Origin of the sequence: Micrococcus sp. TCR-5, assembly GCF_052220525.1 — a bacterium.
Lineage (GTDB): Bacteria > Actinomycetota > Actinomycetes > Actinomycetales > Micrococcaceae > Micrococcus > Micrococcus luteus.
On the sequence record NZ_JBQPDO010000003.1, the window covers coordinates 66572 to 90271 of the forward strand.

A 23700-nucleotide genomic window follows, 5' to 3' on the forward strand; every position below is an offset into this window, starting at 1 on the left:
AGAAAGAGAGACCTGAATGCAGGTGCACAAGTACGACGTGGTGATCGTCGGCGCCGGCGGCGCGGGCATGCGCGCGGCCATCGAGGCCGGTCAGCGCGCGCACACCGCCGTCCTCACCAAGATCTACCCCACGCGTTCCCACACCGGCGCGGCCCAGGGCGGCATGTGCGCGGCCCTCGCCAACGTCGAGGAGGACAACTGGGAGTGGCACACGTTCGACACCGTCAAGGGCGGCGACTACCTGGTGGACCAGGACGCCGCGGAGGTCATGGCCAAGGAGGCCATCGACGCGGTGCTGGACCTCGAGAAGATGGGCCTGCCCTTCAACCGCACCCCCGAGGGCAAGATCGACCAGCGCCGCTTCGGCGGCCACACCCGTGACCACGGCAAGGCGCCCGTGCGCCGCGCCTGCTACGCCGCGGACCGCACCGGCCACATGATCCTCCAGACGCTGTACCAGAACTGCGTCAAGCACAACGTGGAGTTCTTCAACGAGTTCTACGTGCTCGACCTGCTGCTGGTGGAGGAGGACGCCGTGCGCGAGGACGGCACCGCCTACAAGCAGAAGCGCACCGCCGGCGTCGTCTCCTACGAGCTGGCCACCGGCGAGATCCACGTCTTCCAGGCCAAGTCGGTCATCTTCGCCACCGGCGGCGCCGGCAAGGTGTACAAGACCACCTCGAACGCCCACACCCTCACCGGCGACGGCATGGCCATCGCCTACCGCGCGGGCCTGCCGCTCGAGGACATGGAGTTCGTGCAGTTCCACCCGACCGGCCTGGCCGGCCTGGGCATCCTGCTCTCCGAGGCCGCACGCGGCGAGGGCGGCATCCTCCGCAACGCGGACGGCGAGCGCTTCATGGAGCGCTACGCCCCCACCATCAAGGACCTCGCCCCGCGCGACATCGTGGCCCGGTCCATGGCCGAGGAGGTCCGTCAGGGCCGCGGCGCCGGCCCCAACAAGGACTACGTGCTGCTCGACCTGACGCACCTGGAGCCCTCGCACATCGACGAGAAGCTCCCGGACATCACCGAGTTCGCCCGCACGTACCTGGGCGTCGAGCCCTACACGGAGCCGGTGCCGGTGTTCCCCACCTGCCACTACTTCATGGGCGGCATCCCCACGAACATCAAGGCCGAGGTCCTCCAGGACAACGACACCGTCGTGCCGGGCCTGTACGCCGCCGGTGAGGTGGCCTGCGTGTCCGTGCACGGGTCCAACCGCCTGGGCACCAACTCGCTGCTGGACATCAACGTGTTCGGCCGCCGCGCCGGCATCTACGCCGCCGAGTACGCCGCGCAGGCGGACTGGGTGGAGCTGCCCGAGGGCGGCGAGCTGCCGACCGTGGAGCACATCGAGAACCTGCGCTCCGCCACCGGCTCCGAGCGCGTCGCGGACATCCGCGCCGAGCTCCAGGAGTCGATGGACGCGGACATGCAGGTCTTCCGCGACGAGGACTCGATCCGCCGCGCACTGGCCAAGATCGAGGAGCTGCGCGGGCGCTACGAGAACGTGTCCGTCCAGGACAAGGGCCACCGCTTCAACCTCGACCTGCTCGAGGGCATGGAGCTGGGCTACCTCCTGGACATCGCCGAGGCGATGACCCTCGCGGCCCTGGGCCGCAAGGAGTCCCGCGGCGGCCACTACCGCGAGGACTACCCCGACCGCGACGACGAGAACTTCATGGCGCACACCATGATCTACCGTGACGAGACCGCGGAGATGGAGGGCGTCAAGGGCATCCGCTTCGAGACCAAGCCCGTCGTCGTGACCCGTTACCAGCCGATGGAGCGTAAGTACTGATGAGCCACTCAGCAACTGAGACCGAGGCCCCCGTGGCCCAGGCGCAGACCCAGTCCGCCGGCGGCGGCGCAGGCGAGGTCGAGAGCTTCGACATCGTGCTCAAGGTCCGCCGCTACCTCCCGGAGTCCTCCGAGGAGTCCTACTGGGACGAGTGGCGCCTGACCATGTACGGCACCGACCGCGTGCTGGACGCCCTGCACAAGGTCAAGTGGGACCATGACGGCACCCTGTCGTTCCGCCGCTCCTGCGCCCACGGCGTGTGCGGCTCCGACGCCATGCGCATCAACGGCCGCAACCGGCTGGCCTGCAAGACGCTCCTGAAGGACCTCGACCTGTCCAAGCCCATCCTGGTGGAGCCCATCAAGGGCCTGCCGGTGGAGAAGGACCTGATCGTGGACATGGACCCGTTCTTCCAGTCCTACCGCGAGATCATGCCGTTCCTGGTCGCCGAGGGCCACGCGCCCACCAAGGAGCGCTACCAGTCCCAGGCCGACCGGGCGATCTACGACGACACCACGAAGTGCATCCTGTGCGCCGCGTGCACCTCGTCCTGCCCGGTGTTCTGGACGGACGGCCAGTACTTCGGCCCGGCCGCCATCGTCAACGCGCACCGGTTCATCTTCGACTCGCGTGACGAGGCCGGTGACATGCGCCTGGAGATCCTGAACGACAAGGAGGGCGTGTGGCGCTGCCGCACGACCTTCAACTGCACCGACGCGTGCCCCCGCGGCATCCAGGTGACCAAGGCGATCGCCGAGGTGAAGCAGGCCATCCTGGCCCGCCAGTTCTGATCCCCCGCACCACGACGGCAGCCCGTCTCCTCACCTCGAGGAGGCGGGCCGCCGTCGTCGTGGAGGGGTGCCCCTCCCGCCGAGGCCCGCAGACGCGCCGTCACCGGCCCGGCGTAGCGGCGTGTCTGCGGGCCTCGGCGTGGGGACGGGGGCGGGACCGGGGGCGGAGGCGGTGCGAGCTCAGCCGTCGAAGGCGGCGCGCGTCTCCCGCCGGTGCGCCACACGCAGCCACACCGCGCTGGACACGAGCATCCCGACGACGGCCCCCAGCACGACCGGCCCCCCTCCCCCGGCCTGCACCATCCGCCCGCCGTCGACCATCCAGAAGGCCGCCGTGAGCATCCCCAGCACCACGAACACGCTGCCCACGGGGCGCACCGCCCGGATCCGACGCGTGATGCCGGCCAGGAGCACCAGGGTCAGGACGACCACCGCCGCGGCGGCCACCGGCCACGCCCCCGCCGGGGTGAGGAACGCGGCGACGTCGGCGTCGGTGACCTCGCTCGCGCCCCAGGAGCGCGCCTCCAGCACGGCACGGGCGTAGCCGGGCGCCGACTGCAGCGCCAGTACGCCCCCCACGCCGGCCGCGCTCAGTGCGCCCGTGACGGCCGTGACGGTCTGGAACAGGCGCAGGGGACGCAGGGCCGCGCGGTCGAGGGCGGAGTCGCGGTCCGTCGCGTCGTGGGGATCGTCGGCGAGGGGGTGCATGCCCCCATCATGCCCGGCGGCGCAGGAAGGTCGTCGCGAGGCCCGGGTTGAAGGCGCACACGAGCCAGGCCGCATTCACGAGCGCGAACAGCCCGCCCAGGACCAGGGGCAGCACGACGTCCCCGGCGGGGAAGACGAACAGGCGGATGGTCCCCAGCAGAGTCACGAAGATGGCGATCGAGGCGAACAGGGCGCCCATGATGCGCGCCGTGTTGCTGTGCCGGGTCAGGCCGACGAGGACGATCGCGTAGACCGCCAGGCCCAGCAGGGTCGCGAACCAGACGCTGCCCGTGAGAGCGCCCTCGATCGCGTCGACGGTCATCGCGGGCGACTGCGCGCCGCCCTCGGGCAGCGAGTCCGCGATGTCCTGGGCCGCGCCCGGGAGGAGGTTGCGCAGGATCGACGCGGCATAGAGGACTGCGGACGCGACCGTCAGTCCGAGCAGCGCCCGGAACACGCCGGGGGTGCGGGCGTCGGGGCGGATCAGCGGGCGGGCGTCCGGGCCGGAGTGCCCGGCGATGCGCCGCCGCGCCTCATCCGGGCCCACCACGGGCCGCCCGCCGCCGTCCAGGTCGTCGGGGTGGGGGGACGCGGGATGCGGGGGTCGATGATCGGAGGCCATGTCGCCATGGTCTCCGCTGGCCGACGCCGGGGCGAGGGCTGGCGACCCAGGACTCGCCGCCGGCGAACGGCGTCGGGGTCAGGCGCGGCGGCCCTGACGGGTGTAGGCCGCGACCTGCGGGTTGAAGGCCTTGACCAGCCACAGGATGTTCACGATCACCAGCGCCAGGCTGAGCACGGAGGCCAGCACGCCGCCGATGCCGGGGTAGGTCACGAAGGAGAAGATGCCGCCGACGGCGCTGAGGGTGCCCAGGATCCCGACGACGATGCCGAGGATGCGGGCCCAGTTCTTGGCCCCGCGGAGGTTGAAGTACACCAGGGCGTACAGGGCCACGCCGATGAGCAGGACGATGATCGTGCCCACCGTCACGGAGGCGCCCACGACAGGGGCGATCTCCTCCACCTGCTCGGGGGTGAGGCCACTCTGGCGAAGGGAGTCCCGCATGCGTTCGATGCTCTCCTCGCCACCGAACAGGGCCGGCAGGGAGGACAGCACGTACAGCGCGAGCGACGTGAGCGTCAGCGTCAGGAGCGCGGGGAACGCGGCCGGCTCCGGGACGATGCCGTACGGGCTGCCCGGCTGGGCGCCGTAGCCCGGGGCCGCGTAGGGCTGCGTGCCGTAGCGGGAGCCCGCGGCGGGCTGCTCCGGGGTCGGGTCCTGGTGCGGTCGATCGGTGGTCATGGTGAGCTCCTCGGTGTCGTGGGTGACGGTGGTGGCGGTGACGGGCGCGGCGGCAGGATCACTCGTGGCGCAGGGCCTCGATGGGATCCTTCCGGGCCGCACGCAGGGCGGGCAAGGTGCCGGCGATGAACGCGATGGCCACGATCAGCAGCAGGATCAGCAGCAGGGCGAGGGGGTTGACCGCGAACAGGACCAGGCCGGTGACGCCGCTGAGGGGGCCGGTGGTCAGCACCTGGTTCGCGATGAGTCCGACGGCGACGCCCAGGCCGATGCCGATCAGCGAGCCGAGCAGGCCGATCACGACGGCCTCCATGGTGAACAGGCCGAAGATCTTCCCGCCGGTCATGCCGAGGGCCTTCATGAGGCCGATCTCCCGGGTGCGCTCCTGCACCGCCATGAGCAGGGTGTTGATGATGCCGAAGCTGGCGGCGAGCAGTGCGATGAGCGCGAAGCCGGTGAGCACCCACGTGACGGCGTCGATGATGCCGCGGATCACGCCGAGCTGCTCCTCGAGGGTCTGCGCCAGCAGGCCCTGGTCGGCCAGCGCCTGCTTCACGGCGTCCTCGTTCGCCTCCGGGTCCTCCACGATCGCCGTGGCCTGGAAGTAGGTGTTCCGCTGCGACTCCGGCAGGCCCTCCGTCGTGATGTCGTAGATCGCCTGCTCGAGCGACTCCGACGGCGTCGGGGCGGTGCCCGCACCGGACGCGGCCGCCTTCGTCACACCGACCACGGTGGTCTTCACGGACTTCTGCTCCTGCAGCGGGGTCGCCGCCACGACGGTCAGCTCCGTGCCGATCAGGTCCTCGGCGTCGCTGGCGCCCAGGTCCTCCACCCACGACTCGGGCATGACGATCTCGTCGGCGCCGGCCTCGGGGGCACGGCCGGCGGAGAAGGTGAGCATGTCGATCTCACCGGAGCTGCCCATGAAGCCGGCCTGCCACTTGCGGTCGTCCGGACCCTGGATGTACTCCGGCTCGGCCACCCGATAGGTCTTCACCTCGGTGACGTGCTCGGTGTCCTCGATCGCGGCGAGGTCCTCTTGGGTGAGCTGCGGCATGCCGAACATCTCGCCGCCGGCGGCGTCCTGTTCCGTGTACTCCTGGGGCGAACCGCTCGCCGCACCGGCCGAGGACATGTCCTGCTGCTTCATCACGGTCAGCTCGCCGGGCTTGCCGAAGCCCTCGACCACGTTGTCCACGTACTTGTTGATGCCCGCGCCGAGCCCCGTGGTGAGGGTCAGCGTGAATGCGCCGATCACGATCGCGACGACGGTGAGGAAGGTGCGCAGCTTGGAGCGCATCGTGTTGGCGAGCGCCGTGCCCGCGACGTCGGTGGCCTTCATGCCCGTGCTCCGTCCCGCTCGGTGCCGACGCGCTCGTCGGCGATGACCACGCCGTCCTGCAGCTCGACGCGACGGTCGCACTTCGCGGCCAGGTCGTCGTCGTGCGTGACCACCACGAGGGTGATGCCCTCGTCGCGGTGCAGGCCGAAGAGGATGTCCTCCACGGCCGCCGAGGTGGCGGAGTCCAGGTTGCCTGTGGGCTCGTCCGCGAACAGCACCGTCGGGTTGTTCACGAGCGCGCGGGCGATGCACACGCGCTGCTTCTGTCCGCCGGAGAGGTCCGTGGCCTTGTTCTTCGCCTTGTCCGCGAGCTCGAGCCGCTCGAGCACCGCCATGCCGCGGCGGGTGCGCTGGGCCCGGCCCACGCCGGCGATCTTCAGCGGCAGCACGGTGTTCTCCAGGACCGTCTGGGTCGGGTTCAGGAAGAACTGCTGGAACACGAAGCCGAACCGCTCGTTGCGCAGCTGGGAGATCTCCGCGGCCTTGAGCTGGGAGACGGGACGGCCGTCCATCGCCACCACGCCGGCGGAGGGCTGGTCCAGCAGCGCCAGCAGGTGCATCAGGGTGGACTTGCCGGAGCCGGACTTGCCGACGACGGCCAGGGACTCGCCGCGCTGGATCTGCAGGGTGATGCCCTTCAGCGCGTCGAAGCGGGACGCCCCGCGGCCGTAGACCTTGACGAGGTTCTCCGTCTCCAGGACGGGTTCGGCGCCGGGCGGGACCTCGGCGACGGCGGGGATGGGGACCGCGGTGGACATGGCTCCGGCACTCCTCTGTCGGTGGGGCTCGCCCCCGCTGCGGCAGGAGCGGAGGCAGTGCACCCATCCTGACAGCCGGGCACGCGCCGCCGCCTCCGCCTCGAGTCGGAGAAACACGACGGCCCGCGTCCCCCGCAGGTCGGGGGCGCGGGCCGTCGTCGGGGGGCCGGTGCGGCCCGGCTCAGCGCAGCGGCGGCAGGAAGCTGACCTTGGCGTAGACGTCCTCGAGCACGGGCGTGGCCACGGCGCGGGCCTTCTCGGCGCCGGCGGCGAGGATGCGGTCGAGCTCGGCGGGGTCGTCCAGCAGCGCGAGGGCGCGCTCGCGCACGGGGGCCAGGCGCTCGACGACGGCGTCCGCCACCGCGACCTTGAGGTGCCCGTACATCTTGCCGACGAACTCCTCCTCGAGCTGCGGTATCGGCGTGCCGGACACCGCGGAGAGGATGGTCAGCAGGTTGGAGACGCCGGGCTTGGCCTCGCGGTCGAAGCGCACCTCGGTGCCGTCGTCGGTGACCGCGGACTTGATCTTCTTGGCGGTCTTCTTCGGCTCCTCGAGGATGTTGATGAGCCCGTTCGGGGACGCCGCGGACTTGGACATCTTCGACGTGGGGTCCTGCAGGTCGTAGATGCGCGCGCCGGTCTCCGGGTAGAAGCCGGTGGGCACCACGAACGTCTCGCCGTAGCGGTGGTTGAAGCGCTGGGCCAGGTCGCGGGTGAGCTCCACGTGCTGGCGCTGGTCGTCGCCCACGGGCACGCCGTGCGGCTGGTAGAGCAGGATGTCCGCGGCCATGAGCATGGGGTACGCGAGCAGGCCGACGCCGGCCGCGTCCGCGCCCTGCTTGGCGGACTTGTCCTTGAACTGGGTCATGCGCATGGCCTCGCCCATGCCGGTCATGCAGGTCAGCACCCACGCCAACTGCGCGTGCTCGGGCACCTGGGACTGGACGAACAGCGTGGAGCGCTCGGGGTCGATGCCGCCGGCGATGAACTGCGCGGCGGCCACCCGCGTGCGCTCCGCGAGCGCGGCCGGGTCCTGCGGCACGGTGATGGCGTGCAGGTCGGGGATGAAGAAGAACGCCTCGAAGTCGGCCTGGGTGCGCTCCCAGTTCACGAGGGCGCCGAGGTAATTGCCCAGGTGGAGGGAGTCCGCCGAGGGCTGCATGCCGGAGAGCACGCGGTGCCGGGCGGACGCGCCGGCCAGGTGGGCGGTGGCGGCGGCGTCCTGGGCCAGGACGTCCTGCACGGAGTTCTTCTTCATGGTCATCTCAGCCTCGGGTCTCTCCTGCACGGTCAGAACTGGTAGTCGACCACGAGCGGGGCGTGGTCGGAGAAGCGGGTGCCCCAGCTGGGGGCGCGGTCCACGACGGCGGTCGTCGCCCGCTCGGCCAGGCCCGCGGTCGCCATGTGGTAGTCGATGCGCCACCCGGCGTCGTTGTCGAAGGCCTTGCCGCGCATGGACCACCACGTGTACGGGCCCGGCACCGGCCCGGCGAGGGCGCGGTGCACGTCCGTGAAGCCGAGCTCTCCGAAGAACCGGTCGAAGTAGGCGCGCTCCTCGGGCAGGAAGCCGGCCTTCTTCACGTTGCCCTTCCAGTTCTTGATGTCCAGCTCGGTGTGGCCCACGTTGAGGTCGCCCGTGACGAGGGCGTGCCCCTCCCCCGCGGCCAGCTCGGAGAGGCGGCGGACCATCTCGTCGAGGAACCGGTACTTGTCCACCTGCTTCGGGGTGTCGACCTCGCCCGAGTGCACGTACGCCGAGACCACGGTCAGCGGTGAGCCGTCCGGCAGGCGCAGGTCGGCCTCGATCCAGCGGCCGGCGTCGTCGAAGTACCCGTCGGCGTCGGCGATGCCCGTGCGGACCTCGCCGAGCGGGAACCGCGAGGCGATCGCGACGCCGGCCCGCCCCTTGGCGGCGGCCACGGCGTCCGCCAGGTGCACCTCGTCCCAGTCCTCGCCCACGATCTCGCGGACCAGCTGCGCCGTGACGTCCGCGGGGGCGCGCACCTCCTGGAGGGTGAGCACGTCCACGCCGCGGCCGGCGAACCACTCCCGCATGCCCTTGCGGTGCGAGGCGCGGATGCCGTTGACGTTCACGGTGGCCACGCGCACGGCGCCGTCGGCCTTGGGCGCCCCGGCGTGGGCGTGCACCACGGGCTCGCCCTCGGCGGGCTCGGGGTACTTCCCGGTGACGGGGTCCTTCTCGGGCAGCGCCGTCATCAGCCGATCACCGTCCCGGTCACCGGGCCCTCGGCGCCACCGGCCCGGGACTCCTTGATCATGTCGCGGGCGTTGGAGGCCGTGATGTCGATGGTCTCCAGGGCACGGTCCACCATCTCGCGGTCCATGCCCTCGCCCGCGGCGAGCTGCTCGCGCACGACGCGCACCTGCACCTGGGCGATCTTGAAGGAGTGGTCCAGCTTGGTGTCCCGCAGGGGGTCCGCGGCCGGCGCCGACGGGGCCACCGCGGGGGCGGCGGCGTCGGCGTCACGGCCGCGCAGGGCGGCGACGTCGGCGCGGGCGTTCTGCATGGCGGTGTCCACCTTGCGGCCCGCGGCCTGGACGCCGCGGCGCATCTGCAGGTACACGACCACCGCGAACACGAGCCAGCCGGCGGCGACGGCGACCACGAGCCACCCGATCACGTCGTTCTGGTTCGCGGCGAAGATGATCGCCACGATCAGGATGACGATCATCGCGACGAAGCCGAGCGATCCCACGCGCAGGCCGGCGCGGGGGCCGCGGCGCGCGCCGTCGGGACCGGGGGTCAGGGACTGGGACATGGGTGCTCCTCCGGAGGGGCTCGTGGGGTCTGCCCTCCATCATCCCGCATCGCGGGGTGCGCTCCGAATCGGGCGGCCCGCGTCGGTGCCTATCCTGAGGCGATGACCCCCCGCCCCCCGCACCCCGCCGACCCCGCGTCCGGGGCCTTCACCCCTGACCAGCGCCGCATCCTCACCGCACTGCTCATGCCGCTCTTCCTCGCGCTGATGAGCGTGTCCGTGGTGAACGTGGCGCTGCCGGCCATCGAGTCGGGCCTGGACGCCACGAGCGCGGATCTGCAGTGGGTGCTGGCGGGGTACACGCTGACGTTCGGCACCGTGCTCGTGGCTGCGGGCCGCGCCGGCGACCTGTGGGGGCGCAAGAGCCTGTTCCTGGCGGGCATCACGCTGTACATGCTCGGCTCCCTGCTCTCCGGCCTGGCCGGGGACACCCTGCTGCTCAACGCGGGGCGCCTGCTCACAGGCCTGGGCGCGGGCGTGTTCAACCCCCAGGTCATCGGGTTCATCCAGTCGAACTTCCACGGCCGCGCCCGCGGGCGGGCCTACGGGCTCTTCGGCACCGTGGTGGGCCTCGGCGTGGCCGTGGGGCCCCTGCTCGGCGGGCTGTTCCTCGGCGCGTTCGGCCCCGAGTGGGGCTGGCGCTCCACGTTCCTCATGAACGTGCCCGTGGGCCTGGCCGCCGTCGCGATGGGCGCCCTCTGGCTGCCGCCGCCCACCCGCGTGCACGGCCTGCCCCCCGCCCCCGGACCACGCGGGATCGCCGCGCTCGACCCGGTGGGCGCCCTGCTGCTCGGCGCCGGCGGGGTGAGCCTCATGGTGCCGTTCATCGTCCCGGGCACCGCCTGGCTGCTGGTGCTCGCCGCCGCGCTCGTGACGGCGTGGTGGCTGTGGGAGAAGCGCGTGAAGGCCCGGGCGTCGGCCACCGGCGTGCAGCCCATGGTGGACCCGGCCCTGTTCCGGCGGCCGTCCTTCACGATCGGCGCGCTCGAGTCCACGATCTACCTGGCCACCATGCCGGCGGTGTTCGCGATCGTGGCGATCTTCCTGCAGCGCGGCATGGGGTTCACGCCGCTCGAGGCCGGCCTCGTGGGTCTGCCCGGCGCCGTCGTCGTGGCCTCTCTGTCCCCGTGGGTGGGCTCGATGGTGCAGCGGCGCGGGCCCGTGCTCGTGCTGCTCGGCGCTCTGGTGGGCCTCGTGTCGCTGGGGGTGCTCGCGCTCGCGTTCGAGCGCAGCGCGGCCGGCGCGTGGTCGCCGTGGATCGTGGGGGTGGGGCTGATCGTGCAGTCGGCCTCGCAGGCCCTGCTGCTCACCAGCACGCAGGTGCTGATGATGGACGACGTCGCCGGCCACGAGGCGGGGGCGGCCGGCGGCGTCGCCCAGACGGCGCAGCGCCTCGGCACCGCCCTGGGCCTGTCCGTGGTGACGGGCGCGTTCTTCGCGGCCCTGGCCGGCGCCGCAGCCGAGAGCGCCGGGCCACCGTCGGCCGCGGCGTACGCGCACGCGGCCTCGACCGCCATGGGCATGGTGGCCGTGTGCTGGGCGCTCACCGCCGTGGTCGCGGCCCTGGACGTGGTCCGGCGGCGCCGCGCGGTGCGCGCGGCCTGACCGGCCCGCGGGGGCCTCAGCGCAGGAACAGCGCGCCGAGCCGGCGGGCGGCGAGCCACACCCCGACGCCGGCCATCACCACGAAGTAGAGGACGTGGCCGGCGGTCGCCCAGCTCAGCGCCCCCACCGCGAGCGCGCGCATCATCTCCACCGCGTGCCACAGCGGGAACACGCGGATCACCCACTGGATCGGCTCCGGGTAGACCGCGAGCGGGAAGAACGTGGCCGAGAACAGGAACATGGGCATCAGCACGATCTGGACCCAGTCCATGTGCTGGAACGTCTTCATCCAGCTCGTCACCGCCATGCCGAGGGAGGCGAAGCCCAGCGCCACGAGCAGGGCGCCGGGGATCATGAGCAGCGCCGTCCACGAGGTGACGAGACCGGCCACGGTCATGACGATCAGGAAGCCGACCGCGTAGATCAGCCCGCGCAGCAGTGCCATCGCGATCTCCCCGAGTGCCACGTCCAGCGGGCCCAACCGCGTGGAGAGCATGGTCTGGTACGTCTTCGCGTAGCGCAGCTTGAAGAACACGTTCCACGTGGAGTCGTAGATGGCACCGTTCATCGCCGAGACCGCCAGCAGTGCGGGGGCGAGGTACATGCCGTACGGGACGGGGGTGCCATCCGGGCCGGCCACGTCGCCGACCAGCGCACCGAGCCCGAGCCCCAGGGAGGCCAGGTAGAGCACGGGCTCGAAGAACCCGGAGAAGAACACCACCCAGTTGTTGGACTTCAGGGACAGGAACGCCCGCTCCATCACCGCGCGCACGTTGCCCGAGTACGCGCCGGCCAGCGGGCCGCGGCGGACGGGGATCTCGGGCAGGGGCGGCACGGCGACGGCGTGTTCCCGCACCACCGAGGACGACGGCGCAGCCGGGTCCGCCTGCGCGGCGGCGGGTGCGACGTCGGCGCGGGCGGCCCCGGTGCGCGCGGCACGGCGGCCCAGGCGCGGGGCACGGCGGCCCAGGCGCGGGGCACGGTCGCGACGGGCGGCCGTGACGGCGTCGCGGTCCGGGGTGCCGCGGACCCAGCCGAGGCGGCGCGTGTAGATCCGCACCGCGAGCCAGGCCCCGCCGAGCGCGAGGGCCAGCAGGAACGCCACGTGCACCACGGTGAGCCAGGCCGGCTCGACCATCCCGTAGGAGAGCACGCGGCCGAGCTGGGCGGCATGCCACTGCGGGGAGAGCCAGCCGATCCAGCGCAGCCACACCGGCAGCGCCTCGAGCGGGTAGAAGGTGGCGGAGAACAGGAACAGGGGCATGACCACGAGCCGCTGCAGGGTGGCGAACTGGCCCTTGTCCTCCTTCAGGGAGGCCGCGAACGCCATGATCGGCGCGCCGACGGCGAGCCCGCCGAGCGTGGCGGTGAGGACCTGCACCCACGCCCACGGGCTCGAGACCACGCCGAACGCCAGCATCACCAGCAGGAACACGGCGGCCTGGAACACGAACCGCAGGCTCACGGCCGCGAGGTGGCCCAGGGCGATCTGCGCCGGAGACAGCGGAGTGGCCTGCGCCGCGTAGTACGTGCGCTGCCACTGGAACCCGCCCATCACCGGGTAGGAGAACTCGACGGACGCGGTCATCAGCGCGCCCGAGGCCAGCAGCGCCGGGGCGATGAACGCGACGTAGGAGACCCCGCCCAGGGCGTCCTGCGGCATCCCCCCGCCCATGAGCTGGGCCAGGCCCAGGCCCATGGCCAGCAGGTAGAGCACGGGCTCGCCGAGCGCCCCGACGAGCAGCACCGCGCCGTAGCGACGCATGTTCCGCAGCTGGTGTTCGGCGTAGAGCAGGACGCCGCGGCGCCTCACACGCTCCGCGGACGCCGCCGCGGTGACCGGCGGGCGCAGCGGCTCGGCGGGCGAGGCGGGGCCGGGGGTCGTCGTCGTGGTGGAGGACGGCACGGGTCAGTCCACCAGGGTGCGGCCGGTGAGGATGAGGAACACGTCCTCGAGGCTCGCGCGGCGGGTCAGCGTGGTGACGGGGGCGGGCAGGGCGCCCTCGTCGACGAGGCGCTGCACGACGTCGTGCAGGTCGTCCGCGCGTCGGGCGTAGACGAGGACGCGGTCCGGGAGGACCTCGACGCGGTGCACGACGCCGTCACCCGCGTGGGCCTGGACGGTGCGGGCTGCGGCCTCGTTGCGGTCCGCGCCGAAGCGCGCCTCGAGGACCTCGCGGGAGGCGTGCTCGCGGATGAGCTCGGCGGGGGTGCCGGCGGCCATGATCTCGCCGCCGTCGACCACGACGAGCCGGTCGCACAGCTGCTCCGCCTCGTCCATGTGGTGCGTGGTCAACAGCAGCGTGGTGCCGCGTTCCTTGAGCCGGTAGAGGCGGTCCCACAGGATGTGGCGGGCCTGCGGGTCCAGGCCCGTGGTGGGCTCGTCGAGGAGGAAGAGGGCCGGCTCGTTGACCAGGGCGCGGGCGATCACGAGCCGGCGCTTCATGCCGCCGGAGAGGTCGGTGACCTTGGCGTCCGCCTTCTCGGTGAGCTGGGCGAAGGCCAGCAGCTCCTCGGCCTTGGGCCGCAGGTACGAGTAGGGCAGGCCGAAGTAGCGGCCGTAGATCAGGATGTTCTCCCGGGCGGTGAGCTCCTCGTCCAGGTTGTCCTGCTGGGGCACCACGCCCAAGCGCGCACGGACGGCCGGCCCGTCCTCCTCCGGGTCGATGCCCAGGATGGTCAGCTCGCCCGCGGTGCGCTGCGAGGTGCCCGCGAGCATGCGCATGGTGGTGGACTTGCCCGCGCCGTTGGGGCCGAGCAGGCCGAAGCACTCGCCGGGGCGCACGTCCAGGTCGATGCCCTTCACGGCGTGGAACTCGCCGTACTGCTTGCGCAGCCCACGGGCACGGATGACGGAGGAGGGGCCGGGGGACGCGTGCAGAGTGGTGGGGCTCACAAGCCGACAGCATAGGCGCACCGCCCGCCCGGACGCGTGCCGCCCCCTCGGCGGCGAACCCTGCGATTCGCAGGGTTCGTCGCGGGGCGGGGAGAGGTCAGGCGCCGGCCCGCTCCCCCGCCCAGTCCTCGCCGTCGGCGGCGCGCTCGGCGGCCTCGACGACGTTCGCCAGCAGCATGACGCGGGTCATCGGCCCGACGCCCCCCGGGTTCGGCGCCATCCAGGCCGCCTTCTCCTTCACGGCCGGGTCCACATCACCCAGGACGCGGGACTTCCCGTCCTGGCCGGTCACGCGCGAGACGCCCACGTCCAGGACGATCACGCCCTCCTTGACCTGTTCCGGCGTCACCATGTGGGCGGAGCCGGCGGCGGCGATCACGACGTCGGCGCTCGCCAGCAGCTCGTCGAGGTTCGTGGTGCCGGTGTGGGCCAGGGTCACGGTGGCGTTGACCTCGCGGCGGGTGAGCACGAGGCCGGCGGGCCGGCCGATGGTCACGCCGCGGCCGATCACGAGCACGTGCTTGCCGGCCAGCTCCACACCGTGGTGACGCAGCAGCTCGACGCAGCCGGCTGGGGTGCACGGCAGCGGCGAGTCCAGCTCGCCGCCGACCGAGGCCACGAGCCGCCCCAGGTTCATGGGGTGCAGGCCGTCCGCGTCCTTGTCCGGGTCGATGGCCTCGAGCACCTTCTGGGTGTCCACGTGCTTCGGCAGCGGCAGCTGGACGATGTAGCCCGTGCAGGCCGGGTCCTCGTTCAGCTCGCGCACGACGTCGAGGATCTGCTCCTCCGTCGCGTCCGCGGGCAGCTCACGCTGGATGGACTCGATGCCCACCTCGGCGCAGTCGCGGTGTTTGCCCGCCACGTACTTCTGCGAGCCGGCGTCCTCACCGACGAGCAGGGTGCCGAGGCCGGGGGTGTGCCCGCGCTCGGCGAGGGCGGCCACGCGGCCGCGCAGCTCCTCCTTGATCGCGGCGGCGGTGGCCTTGCCGTCCAGGACCTTCGCGGTCATCGCCGGCTCACCAGCCCTCGAGGCCGTCGTACAGCGGGAAGTCCTCGGTGAGCTTCACGACGCGGGCGCGCAGCGCCTCCACGTCCGGGCTCGGCTTGAGGGCCTCGGCGATGACGTCGGACACCTCGCGGAACTCGGCCTCGCCGAAGCCGCGGGAGGCCAGCGCGGGGGTGCCGATGCGCAGGCCGGAGGTGGTCATCGGCGGGCGCGGGTCCCACGGCACCGAGTTGCGGTTCACGGTGATGCCGACCTCGTGCAGGATGTCCTCGCCCTGCCTGCCGTCCAGCTGGGACTCGCGCAGGTCCACCAGGACCAGGTGCACGTCCGTGCCGCCGGTGAGCACCGAGATGCCGTGCTCGGCCATGTCCGGGGCGGTCAGGCGCTCGGCCAGGATCTGCGCGCCGGCCAGGGTCCGCTCCTGCTTCTCCTTGAAGTCCGCGGAGCCGGCGATCTTGAAGGCCACGGCCTTGCCCGCGATCGCGTGCATCAGCGGGCCGCCCTGCTGGCCCGGGAACACGGCGGAGTCGATCTTCTTCTTCAGCTCCTCGGTGGAGAGGATGAAGCCCGAACGGGGGCCGGCGAGGGTCTTGTGCACGGTGGAGGAGACGACGTCGGCGTGCGGCACCGGGTTCGGGTGCAGGCCGGCGGCCACGAGGCCGGCGAAGTGGGCCATGTCCACCCAGAGCCTGGCGCCGACCTCGTCCGCGATCGAGCGGAAGGCGGCGAAGTCGAGCTGACGGGGGTAGGCGGACCAGCCGGCCACGATCACCTTCGGCCGGGCCTCGAGGGCCTTCTCGCGCACCTTGTCCATGTCGATGCGGTGGGTGTCCGGCTCCACCTCGTACGCGGCGATGCTGTAGTTCTTGCCGGAGAAGTTCAGCTTCATGCCGTGCGTCAGGTGGCCGCCGTGCGCCAGGGACAGGCCCATCATCGTGTCCCCGTGGTCCAGCAGCGAGGTCATCACGGCCACGTTGGCCTGGGCGCCGGCGTGCGGCTGGACGTTGGCGTGCTCGGCGCCGAACAGGTCCTTGGCGCGCTGGATGGCCAGGTTCTCGGCCACGTCCACGAACTCGCAGCCGCCGTAGTAGCGGCGGCCCGGGTAGCCCTCCGCGTACTTGTTGGTCAGCACCGAGCCCTGCGTCTCGAGGATGGCGCGCGGCACGAAGTTCTCCGAGGCGATCATCTCGAGCGTGCCCCGCTGGCGGCCGAGCTCGTCCGCGAGCGCCGCGGCGATCTCCGGGTCCACCTCGGCGAGGGGCTGGGTGTTGATGTCGGGCGTCTGCGTCACGGGGGTTCCCTTCGAACGGGGGTCTGTGCGGCCGGAAGGCTCCGGTGCCCTCCATCCTAGTGACCGGGCGCCGTCGTCGGGTCTGCACGACGGCGGCGGCGGCCCCGGCCGCCACCCTCGGCGCGCGGTTCTTTTGACTGATTCAGAAATATGCCAAGATCGGGGGTGACGCCGCCCACCGCGCCGATCGGTGCGCGGCCGACGTCGATCGACGAAGGAGAGTTCCATGACGGAGTACCAGAAGACGACCCCGCACGCGACCGGTTCCACCCGCCAGAACGGCGCCCCGGCCGTCAGCGACCGCCAGTCCCTGACCGTGGGCAGCGAGGGGCCCATCGTCCTGCACGACACCCACCTGCTGGAGACCCACCAGCACTTCAACCGCATGAACATCCCGGAGCGCCGCCCGCACGCCAAGGGCTCGGGCGCGTTCGGCGAGTTCGAGGTGACCGAGGACGTGTCGAAGTACACCAAGGCCCTCGTGTTCCAGCCCGGCACGAAGACCGAGACCCTCCTGCGCTTCTCCACCGTGGCCGGCGAGCTCGGCTCCCCGGACACCTGGCGCGACGTGCGCGGCTTCGCACTGCGCTTCTACACCGAGGAGGGCAACTACGACCTCGTCGGCAACAACACCCCGATCTTCTTCCTGCGCGACCCGATGAAGTTCACCCACTTCATCCGCTCGCAGAAGCGCCTGCCGGACTCCGGCCTGCGCGATGCCACCATGCAGTGGGACTTCTGGACCAACAACCCCGAGTCGGCGCACCAGGTGACCTACCTGATGGGCCCGCGCGGCCTGCCCCGCACCTGGCGTGAGATGAACGGCTACGGCTCCCACACCTACCTGTGGGTCAACGCCCAGGGCGAGAAGCACTGGGTGAAGTACCACTTCATCTCCCAGCAGGGCGTGCACAACCTCTCGAACGACGAGGCCACCAAGATCGCCGGCGAGAACGCCGACTTCCACCGCCAGGACCTGTTCGAGTCCATCGCCAAGGGCGACCACCCCAAGTGGGACCTCTACATCCAGGCGATCCCCTACGAGGAGGGCAAGACCTACCGGTTCAACCCCTTCGACCTGACGAAGACGATCTCCAAGAAGGACTACCCGCGCATCAAGGTCGGCACGCTGACCCTGAACCGCAACCCGGAGAACCACTTCGCGCAGATCGAGTCCGCCGCGTTCAGCCCGAGCAACACCGTGCCGGGCATCGGCCTCTCCCCGGACCGCATGCTCCTGGGCCGCGCCTTCGCGTACCACGACGCGCAGCTGTACCGCGTGGGCGCCCACGTGAACCAGCTGCCGGTGAACCGTCCCAAGAACGCGGTGCACAACTACGCCTTCGAGGGCCAGATGTGGTACGACCACACCGGCGACCGCTCCACCTACGTGCCGAACTCCAACGGCGACTCCTGGTCGGACGAGACCGGCCCGGTGGACGACGGCTGGGAGGCCGACGGCACCCTGACCCGTGAGGCCCAGGCGCTGCGCGCGGACGACGACGACTTCGGCCAGGCCGGCACCCTCGTCCGCGAGGTCTTCTCGGACCAGGAGCGTGACGACTTCGTGGAGACCGTGTCCGGCGCGCTGAAGGGTGTCCGCCAGGACGTCCAGGCCCGCGCCTTCGAGTACTGGAAGAACGTGGACGCCACGATCGGCCAGCGCATCGAGGACGAGGTCAAGCGCCACGAGGGCGACGGCATCCCCGGCGTCGAGGCCGGCGGCGAGGCCCGCATCTGACGGCCCCCTCCCCCGGCGGGCGCCCGCGCGCCCTCCGCTGAACGCACGGCGGCCGCTCCCTCACACGAGGGGGCGGCCGCCGTCGTCGTGGGGCGAATGCCTTGGTCAGCGCTTGCCCCAGCGGCGCTCCTGCGCCTGGGACAGCTTGTCCTTGACCACCTTCACGACCTTGTCCTTGGCGGGCACGGCCACGTTGTCCCGCAGCGGGACGGCGACCTTGTCACGCACGGTCTCGAACGCGGAGGCCGCCACGGCGCCGGCCTGGGCCAGCTTCGACTCACCCTCGGCGTCCGAGGCTCGGGTCTCGTCGCGGTCCGCCCGCAGGTCCGGGAGGGCGGCGCCCTCGGTGTCGTCCTCGGCGGGCTCCTCATCCGTGGGGGCGGAGGAGGTGGAGGTGTCTGGGGCCACGGTCGTGGGCGTCGACGACGTCGGCGCGGCGGTCCCGGCAGTCCCGGCGGCTGCCGCCGACTGGGCGGCGCGGGCCTCGCGGCGGGTCGCCGGAGTGGCGTCCTCCGCACGGCCGGACGAGGCCGCGGTCGGATCCAGCTCCGGGGCGCCGCCCAGGGGCGTGGCCGGCGTGGTGCCGGCGTGGGTCTCCGGGGCCTCGGCCCGGCGGGTGGCCGGGGCGGCCTCGAGCGGCGGGCGCTCAGCCGCGGGCTCGACCGCCGCCGGCTGCGCGACGTCCGCGCCGTGGTCATCGGTGCGCGCCGGCTCGCGGTCCGCCTCCGCCACGCGACCGGGCACCCCGGGCGTGCCGTCGATGCGCAGGGACCCGGCGGCCGAGCGCTCCGTCCCGTCGACGCCGGTCTGCTGGGCCTGGTCCGACTCGGTGGCCACGACGGTGACCGAGCCGTGCGCGGTGGTGGCGACCGTGTGCGTCTCGAGGTGCTCGCCCTGCGGGACGGGGATCCCGTCCGTGGCGAACTCCTTGGTGGGGGTGTGCTCGGCGGCGACCTCGTCGGCGGGGACGGTCCCGTGCACGTGCTCGGGGGCCGGGGTGAGGTGGCTCCTCTGCTGCGGAGCCTCGGCCACCGGTGCCGCCGGGGCGGGGGTCTCGGTCACCGGGGACGGGGAGGCCGGGGTCGCCGGGACGTCCGCCGCGGGCGTCTGCTCGTCCAGGGTGACGCCGGAGCCGCCGGCCACACCGGCCGCGCCCAGGCCCACGGTGTCCGCCTCGCGCACCGTGCTCGGCACCGCCGGAGCGGGGCGCAGAGTGCCCCGGGTGGCCGGAGCCGCGGCGTCGCGGCGGTGGGTCTGAGCGGTGGCCTCGGTGCTCGGGGCGTCCTGCTGGTCCACGGTCACCCCGGCACCGCCGGCCACGCCGGCGCCGGACTCGTCGGTCTCGCGGTCCGCCGCGGCGGTGTCGAACGCAGCCAGACCCCCGGCGGGCCTCACGGCCGGCGCCGGGCGCGCGTCCTTCTCGGCCGCCACCTCGTCCAGGCGGGAGAGGCGGGTCGGGGCCGCGGGGGCGGCCGCCTGCTCACCCGCGGTGTCCGCGCTGACGCCCCGGCGCTCGAGCCGGGTCTCGGCGGCCTCGGCCTCGGCCTCACGACGACGGCGGGAGGCGATCACCGAGACGATGATCAGGATCAGCAGCACGACGATGATCGCCGCGATGATCCAGTAGAGGGTGGACTGTGGCATGGGGGTGCTCCTCGGTCGTCTGGGGCGACCGGCCGGGCCGGGCGCCGCGTCGTGCCTCCCCCGCCGCCGCGCGGCGGGGAACCTGGTCTTGAGGATGACACGGGGCCCGGCTCCCCGACCAGGGATCAGCCCCGTCATCCCGCGGTTCCGCGCGGCCGGCACCGCCTACCATCGACGCCATGGACACGGCAGCCCTCTCCCCCAGCCCCTCCCCCGCCTCCGGCGCGGAGCACGCCCGCGTGCTCACGCTGGCCTGCACGAACCGCAAGGGCATCGTGCACGCCGTGACGGGCGCCCTGCTGGGCGTGGAGGCGGACATCACCGAGTCGCAGCAGTACGACTCCCCGGACACCGGCGACTTCTTCATGCGCGTGGAGTTCGTGACCCCGGCCACGCGGGAGGACATCGAGCAGGCGCTCGCGCCGGTGCGCGAGGAGTTCGGCATGCGCATGGGCCTGTGGGACGCGGCGCAGCGCATGCGCACCCTCGTGATGTGCTCCAAGGACGGGCACACCCTCAACGACCTGCTCTTCCAGCAGCGCGCCGGCACCCTGCCCATCGAGATCCCCGTGGTGGTCTCGAACCACCTGGACCTGCAGCCGCTCGCCTCCTTCTACGGCGTGCCCTTCATCCACGTGCCCGTCTCGAAGGACCCCTCGAGCCGGGACTCCAAGGAGGCCGCGGAGGACCGGCTGCGCGACCTGATCGCCCAGTTCGACATCGAGCTGGTGGTCCTGGCCCGCTACATGCAGATCCTCTCGGACGAGCTGTGCCGGGACCTGGCCGGGATGGCCATCAACATCCACCACTCGTTCCTGCCCTCCTTCAAGGGCGCCCGCCCCTACCACCAGGCGCACGAACGCGGCGTGAAGCTCATCGGCGCCACCGCCCACTACGTGACCGCCGACCTGGACGAGGGCCCGATCATCGCGCAGTCCGTGCAGCCGGTGACCCACGCCCAGACCGCCGCCGACTTCGTGGCCCGCGGCCGCGACGTCGAGGGCTCCACGCTCGCGCAGGCCGTGCGCTGGCACGCCCAGCACCGCGTCCTCGCGGACGGCCGGCGGACCGTCGTCTTCAGCTGAGCCCGGGACGGCGGCGCCACGCGGCGCCGTCGTCCTCCACACCTAGGCTGGTGGCATGGCCCACATCATCACCGTCGCGGGTGCCACCCCGCGCATCCACGAGTCCGTCTTCCTCGCCCCGACCGCCGCGATCACCGGCGACGTCGAGATGGCCGAGCGCTCCTCCGCCTTCTACGGCGTCTCCGCCCGCGGCGACTCCGCCCCCATCCGCGTCGGGGCGGGCACCAACCTGCAGGACAACGTGGTGCTGCACGCGGACGAGGGCTTCCCGTGCACCCTCGGCGCCGGTGTCTCCGTGGGCCACTCCGCCGTGGTGCACGGGGCCACCGTGGAGGACGACTGCCTGATCGGCATGTCCGCCACGGTGATGAACGGCGCGGTCATCGGCGCCGGTTCGCTCGTGGCCGCCGGCGCCCTGGTGCTCGAGGGGACGCAGGTCCCGGCCGGCTCGCTCGTGGCGGGCGTCCCCGCGAAGGTCCGCCGCCCCCTCACGGACGAGGAGCGGGAGGGCCTCAAGAAGAACGCGGCCACCTACCTGCGGCTGTCCGCCGCGCACCGGGACGCCGTCGCCGGCTGAACCAGGCCCGGAGGATGTGGGACGGTGGGCACCATGCCCACCACTTCCACTCTCCCCCGCACCCGACCCGACGACGTCCCCGAGCGCCTGCTCATCCTCCCCGCGGCGCAGGACGTCGCCGACACCCCCTACGCCCACGCCCGGCGGCTGGCCGAGCAGGCCGTGGCCGACGTCGGCGGCACCGCCGTGGCCGAGGGCGACCCCTCCGCCACGGCCCTGCTGATGGTCCGCCCGATCCCGGTCGACACGCTCGCCGCGGCCCTGGCCGCCCACCCCCACGTGAGCTGGGTGCAGCTCCCGTTCGCCGGGATCGAGCCGTTCGTCCCCCTCGTGCGCAGCCGCCCGGACATCGTGTGGACGTCCGCCAAGGGCACGTACGCGCCGCCGGTGGCCGAGCACGCGCTGCTGCTCACCCTGGCCCTGCTGCGGGACCTGCCCGCGCGCGTCCGCGCCACCACGTGGGGCCCCTCCTCCGGCCGCACCCTGAACGGCCTGAACGCCGTGGTCGTGGGCGGCGGCGGGATCGCACAGGAGTACATCCGCCTGCTCAAGACCTGGGACGTGCGCGTCACCGCGGTCCGCCGACGCGCGGGCGACGTGCCCGGCGCGGACCGCACCGTCACGACCGACTCCCTCGACGAGGTCCTGCCCGGCGCGCAGGTCGTGATGATCGCCGCGGCGGCCACCGAGGAGACCCGCGGCATGGTCGACGCCGACCGCCTCGCCCTCCTGGACGAGGACGCCGTGCTCGTGAACGTCGCCCGCGGGGCGCTGGTGGACACGGACGCCGTCGTCCAGGCCCTCGCGGCGGGTCGGCTGCACGGCTACGGCACGGACGTCACCGACCCCGAGCCGCTCCCGGAGGGCCACCCGCTCTGGACCGAGGAACGGGCCCTCATCACGCCGCACACGGCGGACACCCCGGAGATGTGCGTCCCGCTGCTCCACGCGCGGGTCGAGCGGAACCTGCGGGCCCGCGCGGCCGGGACGGAGCTGGAGGGCCTGGTGGACGCCGAGGGCGGGTACTGACCCGCCCCCGGCGTCCCCGGCGCCGGCTCAGCGGCGCGGCGCGTCCGCCTCGTGCTCGGCGGCGTCACGCTCGGCCGCCATCTCGATCTGGCGGCGGCGCTCCTCGGCGGCCCGGCGGGTCAGCTCGGCGCCGACCTCGGGGTCGCGGGTGAGGTTCTCACCGGTGGTCGGGTCGAACAGGTGCACCCGCGTGGTGTCCACCCACAGGCGGGTCGGCGTGCCCGGCCGGGCGCGGGACTCGCCGGAGAGGGTGGCCACGACGACGGGGCGCAGCTCGTCCGCGTCCAGGTCCTTGGCCAGCGCGGAGAGCATCTCGGCCACGGCCGGGTCCGGATCGAACTCGATGTAGCCGTACTGCTCGTGGCCCAGCCACTCCAGGTGCGTGAGCGTCGCGTCGAAGGTGGAGCCCTGGCCGCGGCGGCTGTCCTCCACCAGCTCGGCGTCCTCGAAGAACTCCGGCCGCAGGCCGAGGAACACGATGTCCCGCCCCTCGGCGGCGCGGGCCTTCTCGGGCGGCACCGGGATGTCACCGATCGGCGAGGACAGCACGTGGCCGCCCTCCTTCTGCCTCAGCGAGGCGGGCAGGAAGTTCATCGACGGCGAGCCGATGAAGCCGGCCACGAACAGGTTGAGCGGCTGCTCGTAGAGCTCGCGCGGGCTGGCCACCTGCTGCAGCTCGCCCTTCTTGAGCACGGCCACCCGGTCGCCCAGGGTCATGGCCTCGGTCTGGTCGTGCGTCACGTAGACGGAGGTGGTGGCCAGGCGGCGCTGCAGCTGCGAGATCTCCGCGCGCATCTGCCCGCGCAGCTTGGCGTCCAGGTTGGACAGCGGCTCGTCGAAGAGGAACGCGTCCGCCTCGCGCACGATCGCCCGGCCCATGGCCACGCGCTGACGCTGGCCGCCGGAGAGGTTGCCGGGCTTGCGCTCGAGGTGGTCCTCGAGCTCGAGCACGCGGGCGGCGTCGCGCACCTTGCGGTCGATCTCCTCCTCGGAGGGCTTGTTGTCCTTGATCAGCCGCAGCGGGAAGGCGATGTTCTCGTACACCGTCAGGTGCGGGTACAGCGCGTAGTTCTGGAACACCATCGCGAGGTTGCGGTCCTTGGGGGCCGCCTCGTTCACGCGGCGGCCGTCGATCAGCATCTCGCCGTCGGTGATGTCCTCGAGGCCCACGATCATGCGCAGCAGCGTGGACTTGCCGGAGCCGGAGGGGCCCACGAGGATGACGAACTCGCCGTCCTCGATCTCCAGGTTCACGTCCTTGATGGCGTGGAAGCCGTCGTCGTAGGTCTTGTCGATGTGGTTCAGGGTGATGGAGGCCATCGGGGGGTCCTTTCAGGAGG

General features: G+C 72.5%; 21 protein-coding genes. 7 read left to right on the plus strand and 14 right to left on the minus strand.

Annotated elements, in window-relative coordinates; genetic code table 11:
* Window positions 1-16: 16 nt before the first annotated feature.
* Entirely contained in the window at window positions 17-1804 is a 1788-nt protein-coding gene (gene sdhA, locus ACTSKS_RS03050) for a succinate dehydrogenase flavoprotein subunit (RefSeq protein ID WP_069941877.1), read from the plus strand.
* Window positions 1804-2595, plus strand: coding sequence for a succinate dehydrogenase iron-sulfur subunit (locus ACTSKS_RS03055; protein WP_036381948.1), 792 nt, complete (start codon window positions 1804-1806; stop codon window positions 2593-2595). Before sdhA ends, ACTSKS_RS03055 begins: the two co-directional genes overlap by 1 nt.
* Window positions 2596-2775: 180 nt before the next feature.
* Here the strand turns inward: ACTSKS_RS03055 and ACTSKS_RS03060 are convergent, their stop codons facing one another.
* The 8 genes from ACTSKS_RS03060 to ACTSKS_RS03095 all read right to left on the minus strand — a co-directional run bounded on the left by ACTSKS_RS03060 (window position 2776) and on the right by ACTSKS_RS03095 (window position 9486).
* Window positions 2776-3303 (minus strand): hypothetical protein, encoded by a 528-nt coding sequence (locus ACTSKS_RS03060; RefSeq protein WP_063188988.1) that lies wholly within the window; start codon window positions 3301-3303, stop codon window positions 2776-2778.
* Between the two features lie 7 nt (window positions 3304-3310).
* Window positions 3311-3925, minus strand: a complete 615-nt coding sequence (locus ACTSKS_RS03065; protein ID WP_206482137.1) for a hypothetical protein — start codon at window positions 3923-3925, stop codon at window positions 3311-3313.
* 78 nt (window positions 3926-4003) lie between these two features.
* Window positions 4004-4606 carry a hypothetical protein gene (locus ACTSKS_RS03070; protein WP_061866933.1) on the minus strand — a complete coding sequence of 201 codons (603 nt, stop codon included), beginning with the start codon at window positions 4604-4606 and terminating at the stop codon, window positions 4004-4006.
* A 58-nt stretch (window positions 4607-4664) separates the two neighbouring features.
* On the minus strand, window positions 4665-5948 hold the full coding sequence (locus tag ACTSKS_RS03075) for an ABC transporter permease (RefSeq protein ID WP_061866934.1): 1284 nt from the start codon (window positions 5946-5948) through the stop codon (window positions 4665-4667).
* On the minus strand, window positions 5945-6706 hold the full coding sequence (locus ACTSKS_RS03080) for an ABC transporter ATP-binding protein (RefSeq protein WP_061866935.1): 762 nt from the start codon (window positions 6704-6706) through the stop codon (window positions 5945-5947). The genes ACTSKS_RS03075 and ACTSKS_RS03080 overlap by 4 nt, the downstream gene beginning before the upstream one ends.
* Before the next feature lie 181 nt (window positions 6707-6887).
* The gene (trpS, locus tag ACTSKS_RS03085; RefSeq protein WP_069941879.1) at window positions 6888-7970 is read right to left on the minus strand and encodes a tryptophan--tRNA ligase; all 1083 of its coding nucleotides are present in this window, start codon (window positions 7968-7970) and stop codon (window positions 6888-6890) included.
* Between the two features lie 26 nt (window positions 7971-7996).
* Window positions 7997-8923 (minus strand): exodeoxyribonuclease III, encoded by a 927-nt coding sequence (locus tag ACTSKS_RS03090; protein WP_060973412.1) that lies wholly within the window; start codon window positions 8921-8923, stop codon window positions 7997-7999.
* Window positions 8923-9486 carry a hypothetical protein gene (locus ACTSKS_RS03095; protein WP_442927286.1) on the minus strand — a complete coding sequence of 188 codons (564 nt, stop codon included), beginning with the start codon at window positions 9484-9486 and terminating at the stop codon, window positions 8923-8925. Before ACTSKS_RS03095 ends, ACTSKS_RS03090 begins: the two co-directional genes overlap by 1 nt.
* A gap of 102 nt (window positions 9487-9588) precedes the next feature.
* Here ACTSKS_RS03095 and ACTSKS_RS03100 point away from each other — a divergent pair, with 102 nt between their 5' ends.
* Entirely contained in the window at window positions 9589-11091 is a 1503-nt protein-coding gene (locus ACTSKS_RS03100; protein ID WP_225941322.1) for an MFS transporter, read from the plus strand.
* Between the two features lie 16 nt (window positions 11092-11107).
* Here the strand turns inward: ACTSKS_RS03100 and ACTSKS_RS03105 are convergent, their stop codons facing one another.
* The 4 genes from ACTSKS_RS03105 to glyA form a co-directional block, all read right to left on the minus strand.
* Window positions 11108-12997 carry an ABC transporter permease gene (locus tag ACTSKS_RS03105; RefSeq protein ID WP_442927287.1) on the minus strand — a complete coding sequence of 630 codons (1890 nt, stop codon included), beginning with the start codon at window positions 12995-12997 and terminating at the stop codon, window positions 11108-11110.
* Between the two features lie 3 nt (window positions 12998-13000).
* Window positions 13001-13987: an ABC transporter ATP-binding protein gene (locus ACTSKS_RS03110; protein ID WP_242934130.1), complete on the minus strand. Its 987-nt coding sequence runs from the start codon at window positions 13985-13987 to the stop codon at window positions 13001-13003.
* A 97-nt stretch (window positions 13988-14084) separates the two neighbouring features.
* Entirely contained in the window at window positions 14085-14996 is a 912-nt protein-coding gene (locus tag ACTSKS_RS03115; RefSeq protein WP_442927288.1) for a bifunctional methylenetetrahydrofolate dehydrogenase/methenyltetrahydrofolate cyclohydrolase, read from the minus strand.
* 7 nt (window positions 14997-15003) lie between these two features.
* A complete protein-coding gene (gene glyA / locus ACTSKS_RS03120) occupies window positions 15004-16284 on the minus strand; it encodes a serine hydroxymethyltransferase (RefSeq protein WP_010079361.1) in 1281 nt (426 codons plus the stop codon).
* A gap of 226 nt (window positions 16285-16510) precedes the next feature.
* On the opposite strand from glyA, the gene ACTSKS_RS03125 reads away from it, so the two are divergent.
* Window positions 16511-18025 carry a catalase gene (locus ACTSKS_RS03125; protein WP_135040448.1) on the plus strand — a complete coding sequence of 505 codons (1515 nt, stop codon included), beginning with the start codon at window positions 16511-16513 and terminating at the stop codon, window positions 18023-18025.
* A 105-nt stretch (window positions 18026-18130) separates the two neighbouring features.
* Here the strand turns inward: ACTSKS_RS03125 and ACTSKS_RS03130 are convergent, their stop codons facing one another.
* Entirely contained in the window at window positions 18131-19669 is a 1539-nt protein-coding gene (locus ACTSKS_RS03130; RefSeq protein WP_101965723.1) for a hypothetical protein, read from the minus strand.
* A gap of 179 nt (window positions 19670-19848) precedes the next feature.
* Here ACTSKS_RS03130 and purU point away from each other — a divergent pair, with 179 nt between their 5' ends.
* Genes purU through ACTSKS_RS03145 form a run of 3 tightly spaced genes read left to right on the plus strand, consistent with a single transcriptional unit; the run spans window position 19849 to window position 22360 of the window.
* A complete protein-coding gene (gene purU / locus ACTSKS_RS03135) occupies window positions 19849-20754 on the plus strand; it encodes a formyltetrahydrofolate deformylase (RefSeq protein ID WP_036314586.1) in 906 nt (301 codons plus the stop codon).
* 55 nt (window positions 20755-20809) lie between these two features.
* The gene (locus tag ACTSKS_RS03140) at window positions 20810-21331 is read left to right on the plus strand and encodes a gamma carbonic anhydrase family protein (RefSeq protein ID WP_036314590.1); all 522 of its coding nucleotides are present in this window, start codon (window positions 20810-20812) and stop codon (window positions 21329-21331) included.
* Window positions 21332-21364: 33 nt separating this feature from the next.
* Window positions 21365-22360, plus strand: coding sequence for a D-isomer specific 2-hydroxyacid dehydrogenase family protein (locus ACTSKS_RS03145; protein WP_228062844.1), 996 nt, complete (start codon window positions 21365-21367; stop codon window positions 22358-22360).
* Window positions 22361-22387: 27 nt separating this feature from the next.
* Here the strand turns inward: ACTSKS_RS03145 and ACTSKS_RS03150 are convergent, their stop codons facing one another.
* Entirely contained in the window at window positions 22388-23680 is a 1293-nt protein-coding gene (locus ACTSKS_RS03150; RefSeq protein ID WP_135039813.1) for an ABC transporter ATP-binding protein, read from the minus strand.
* Window positions 23681-23700 lie beyond the last annotated feature (20 nt).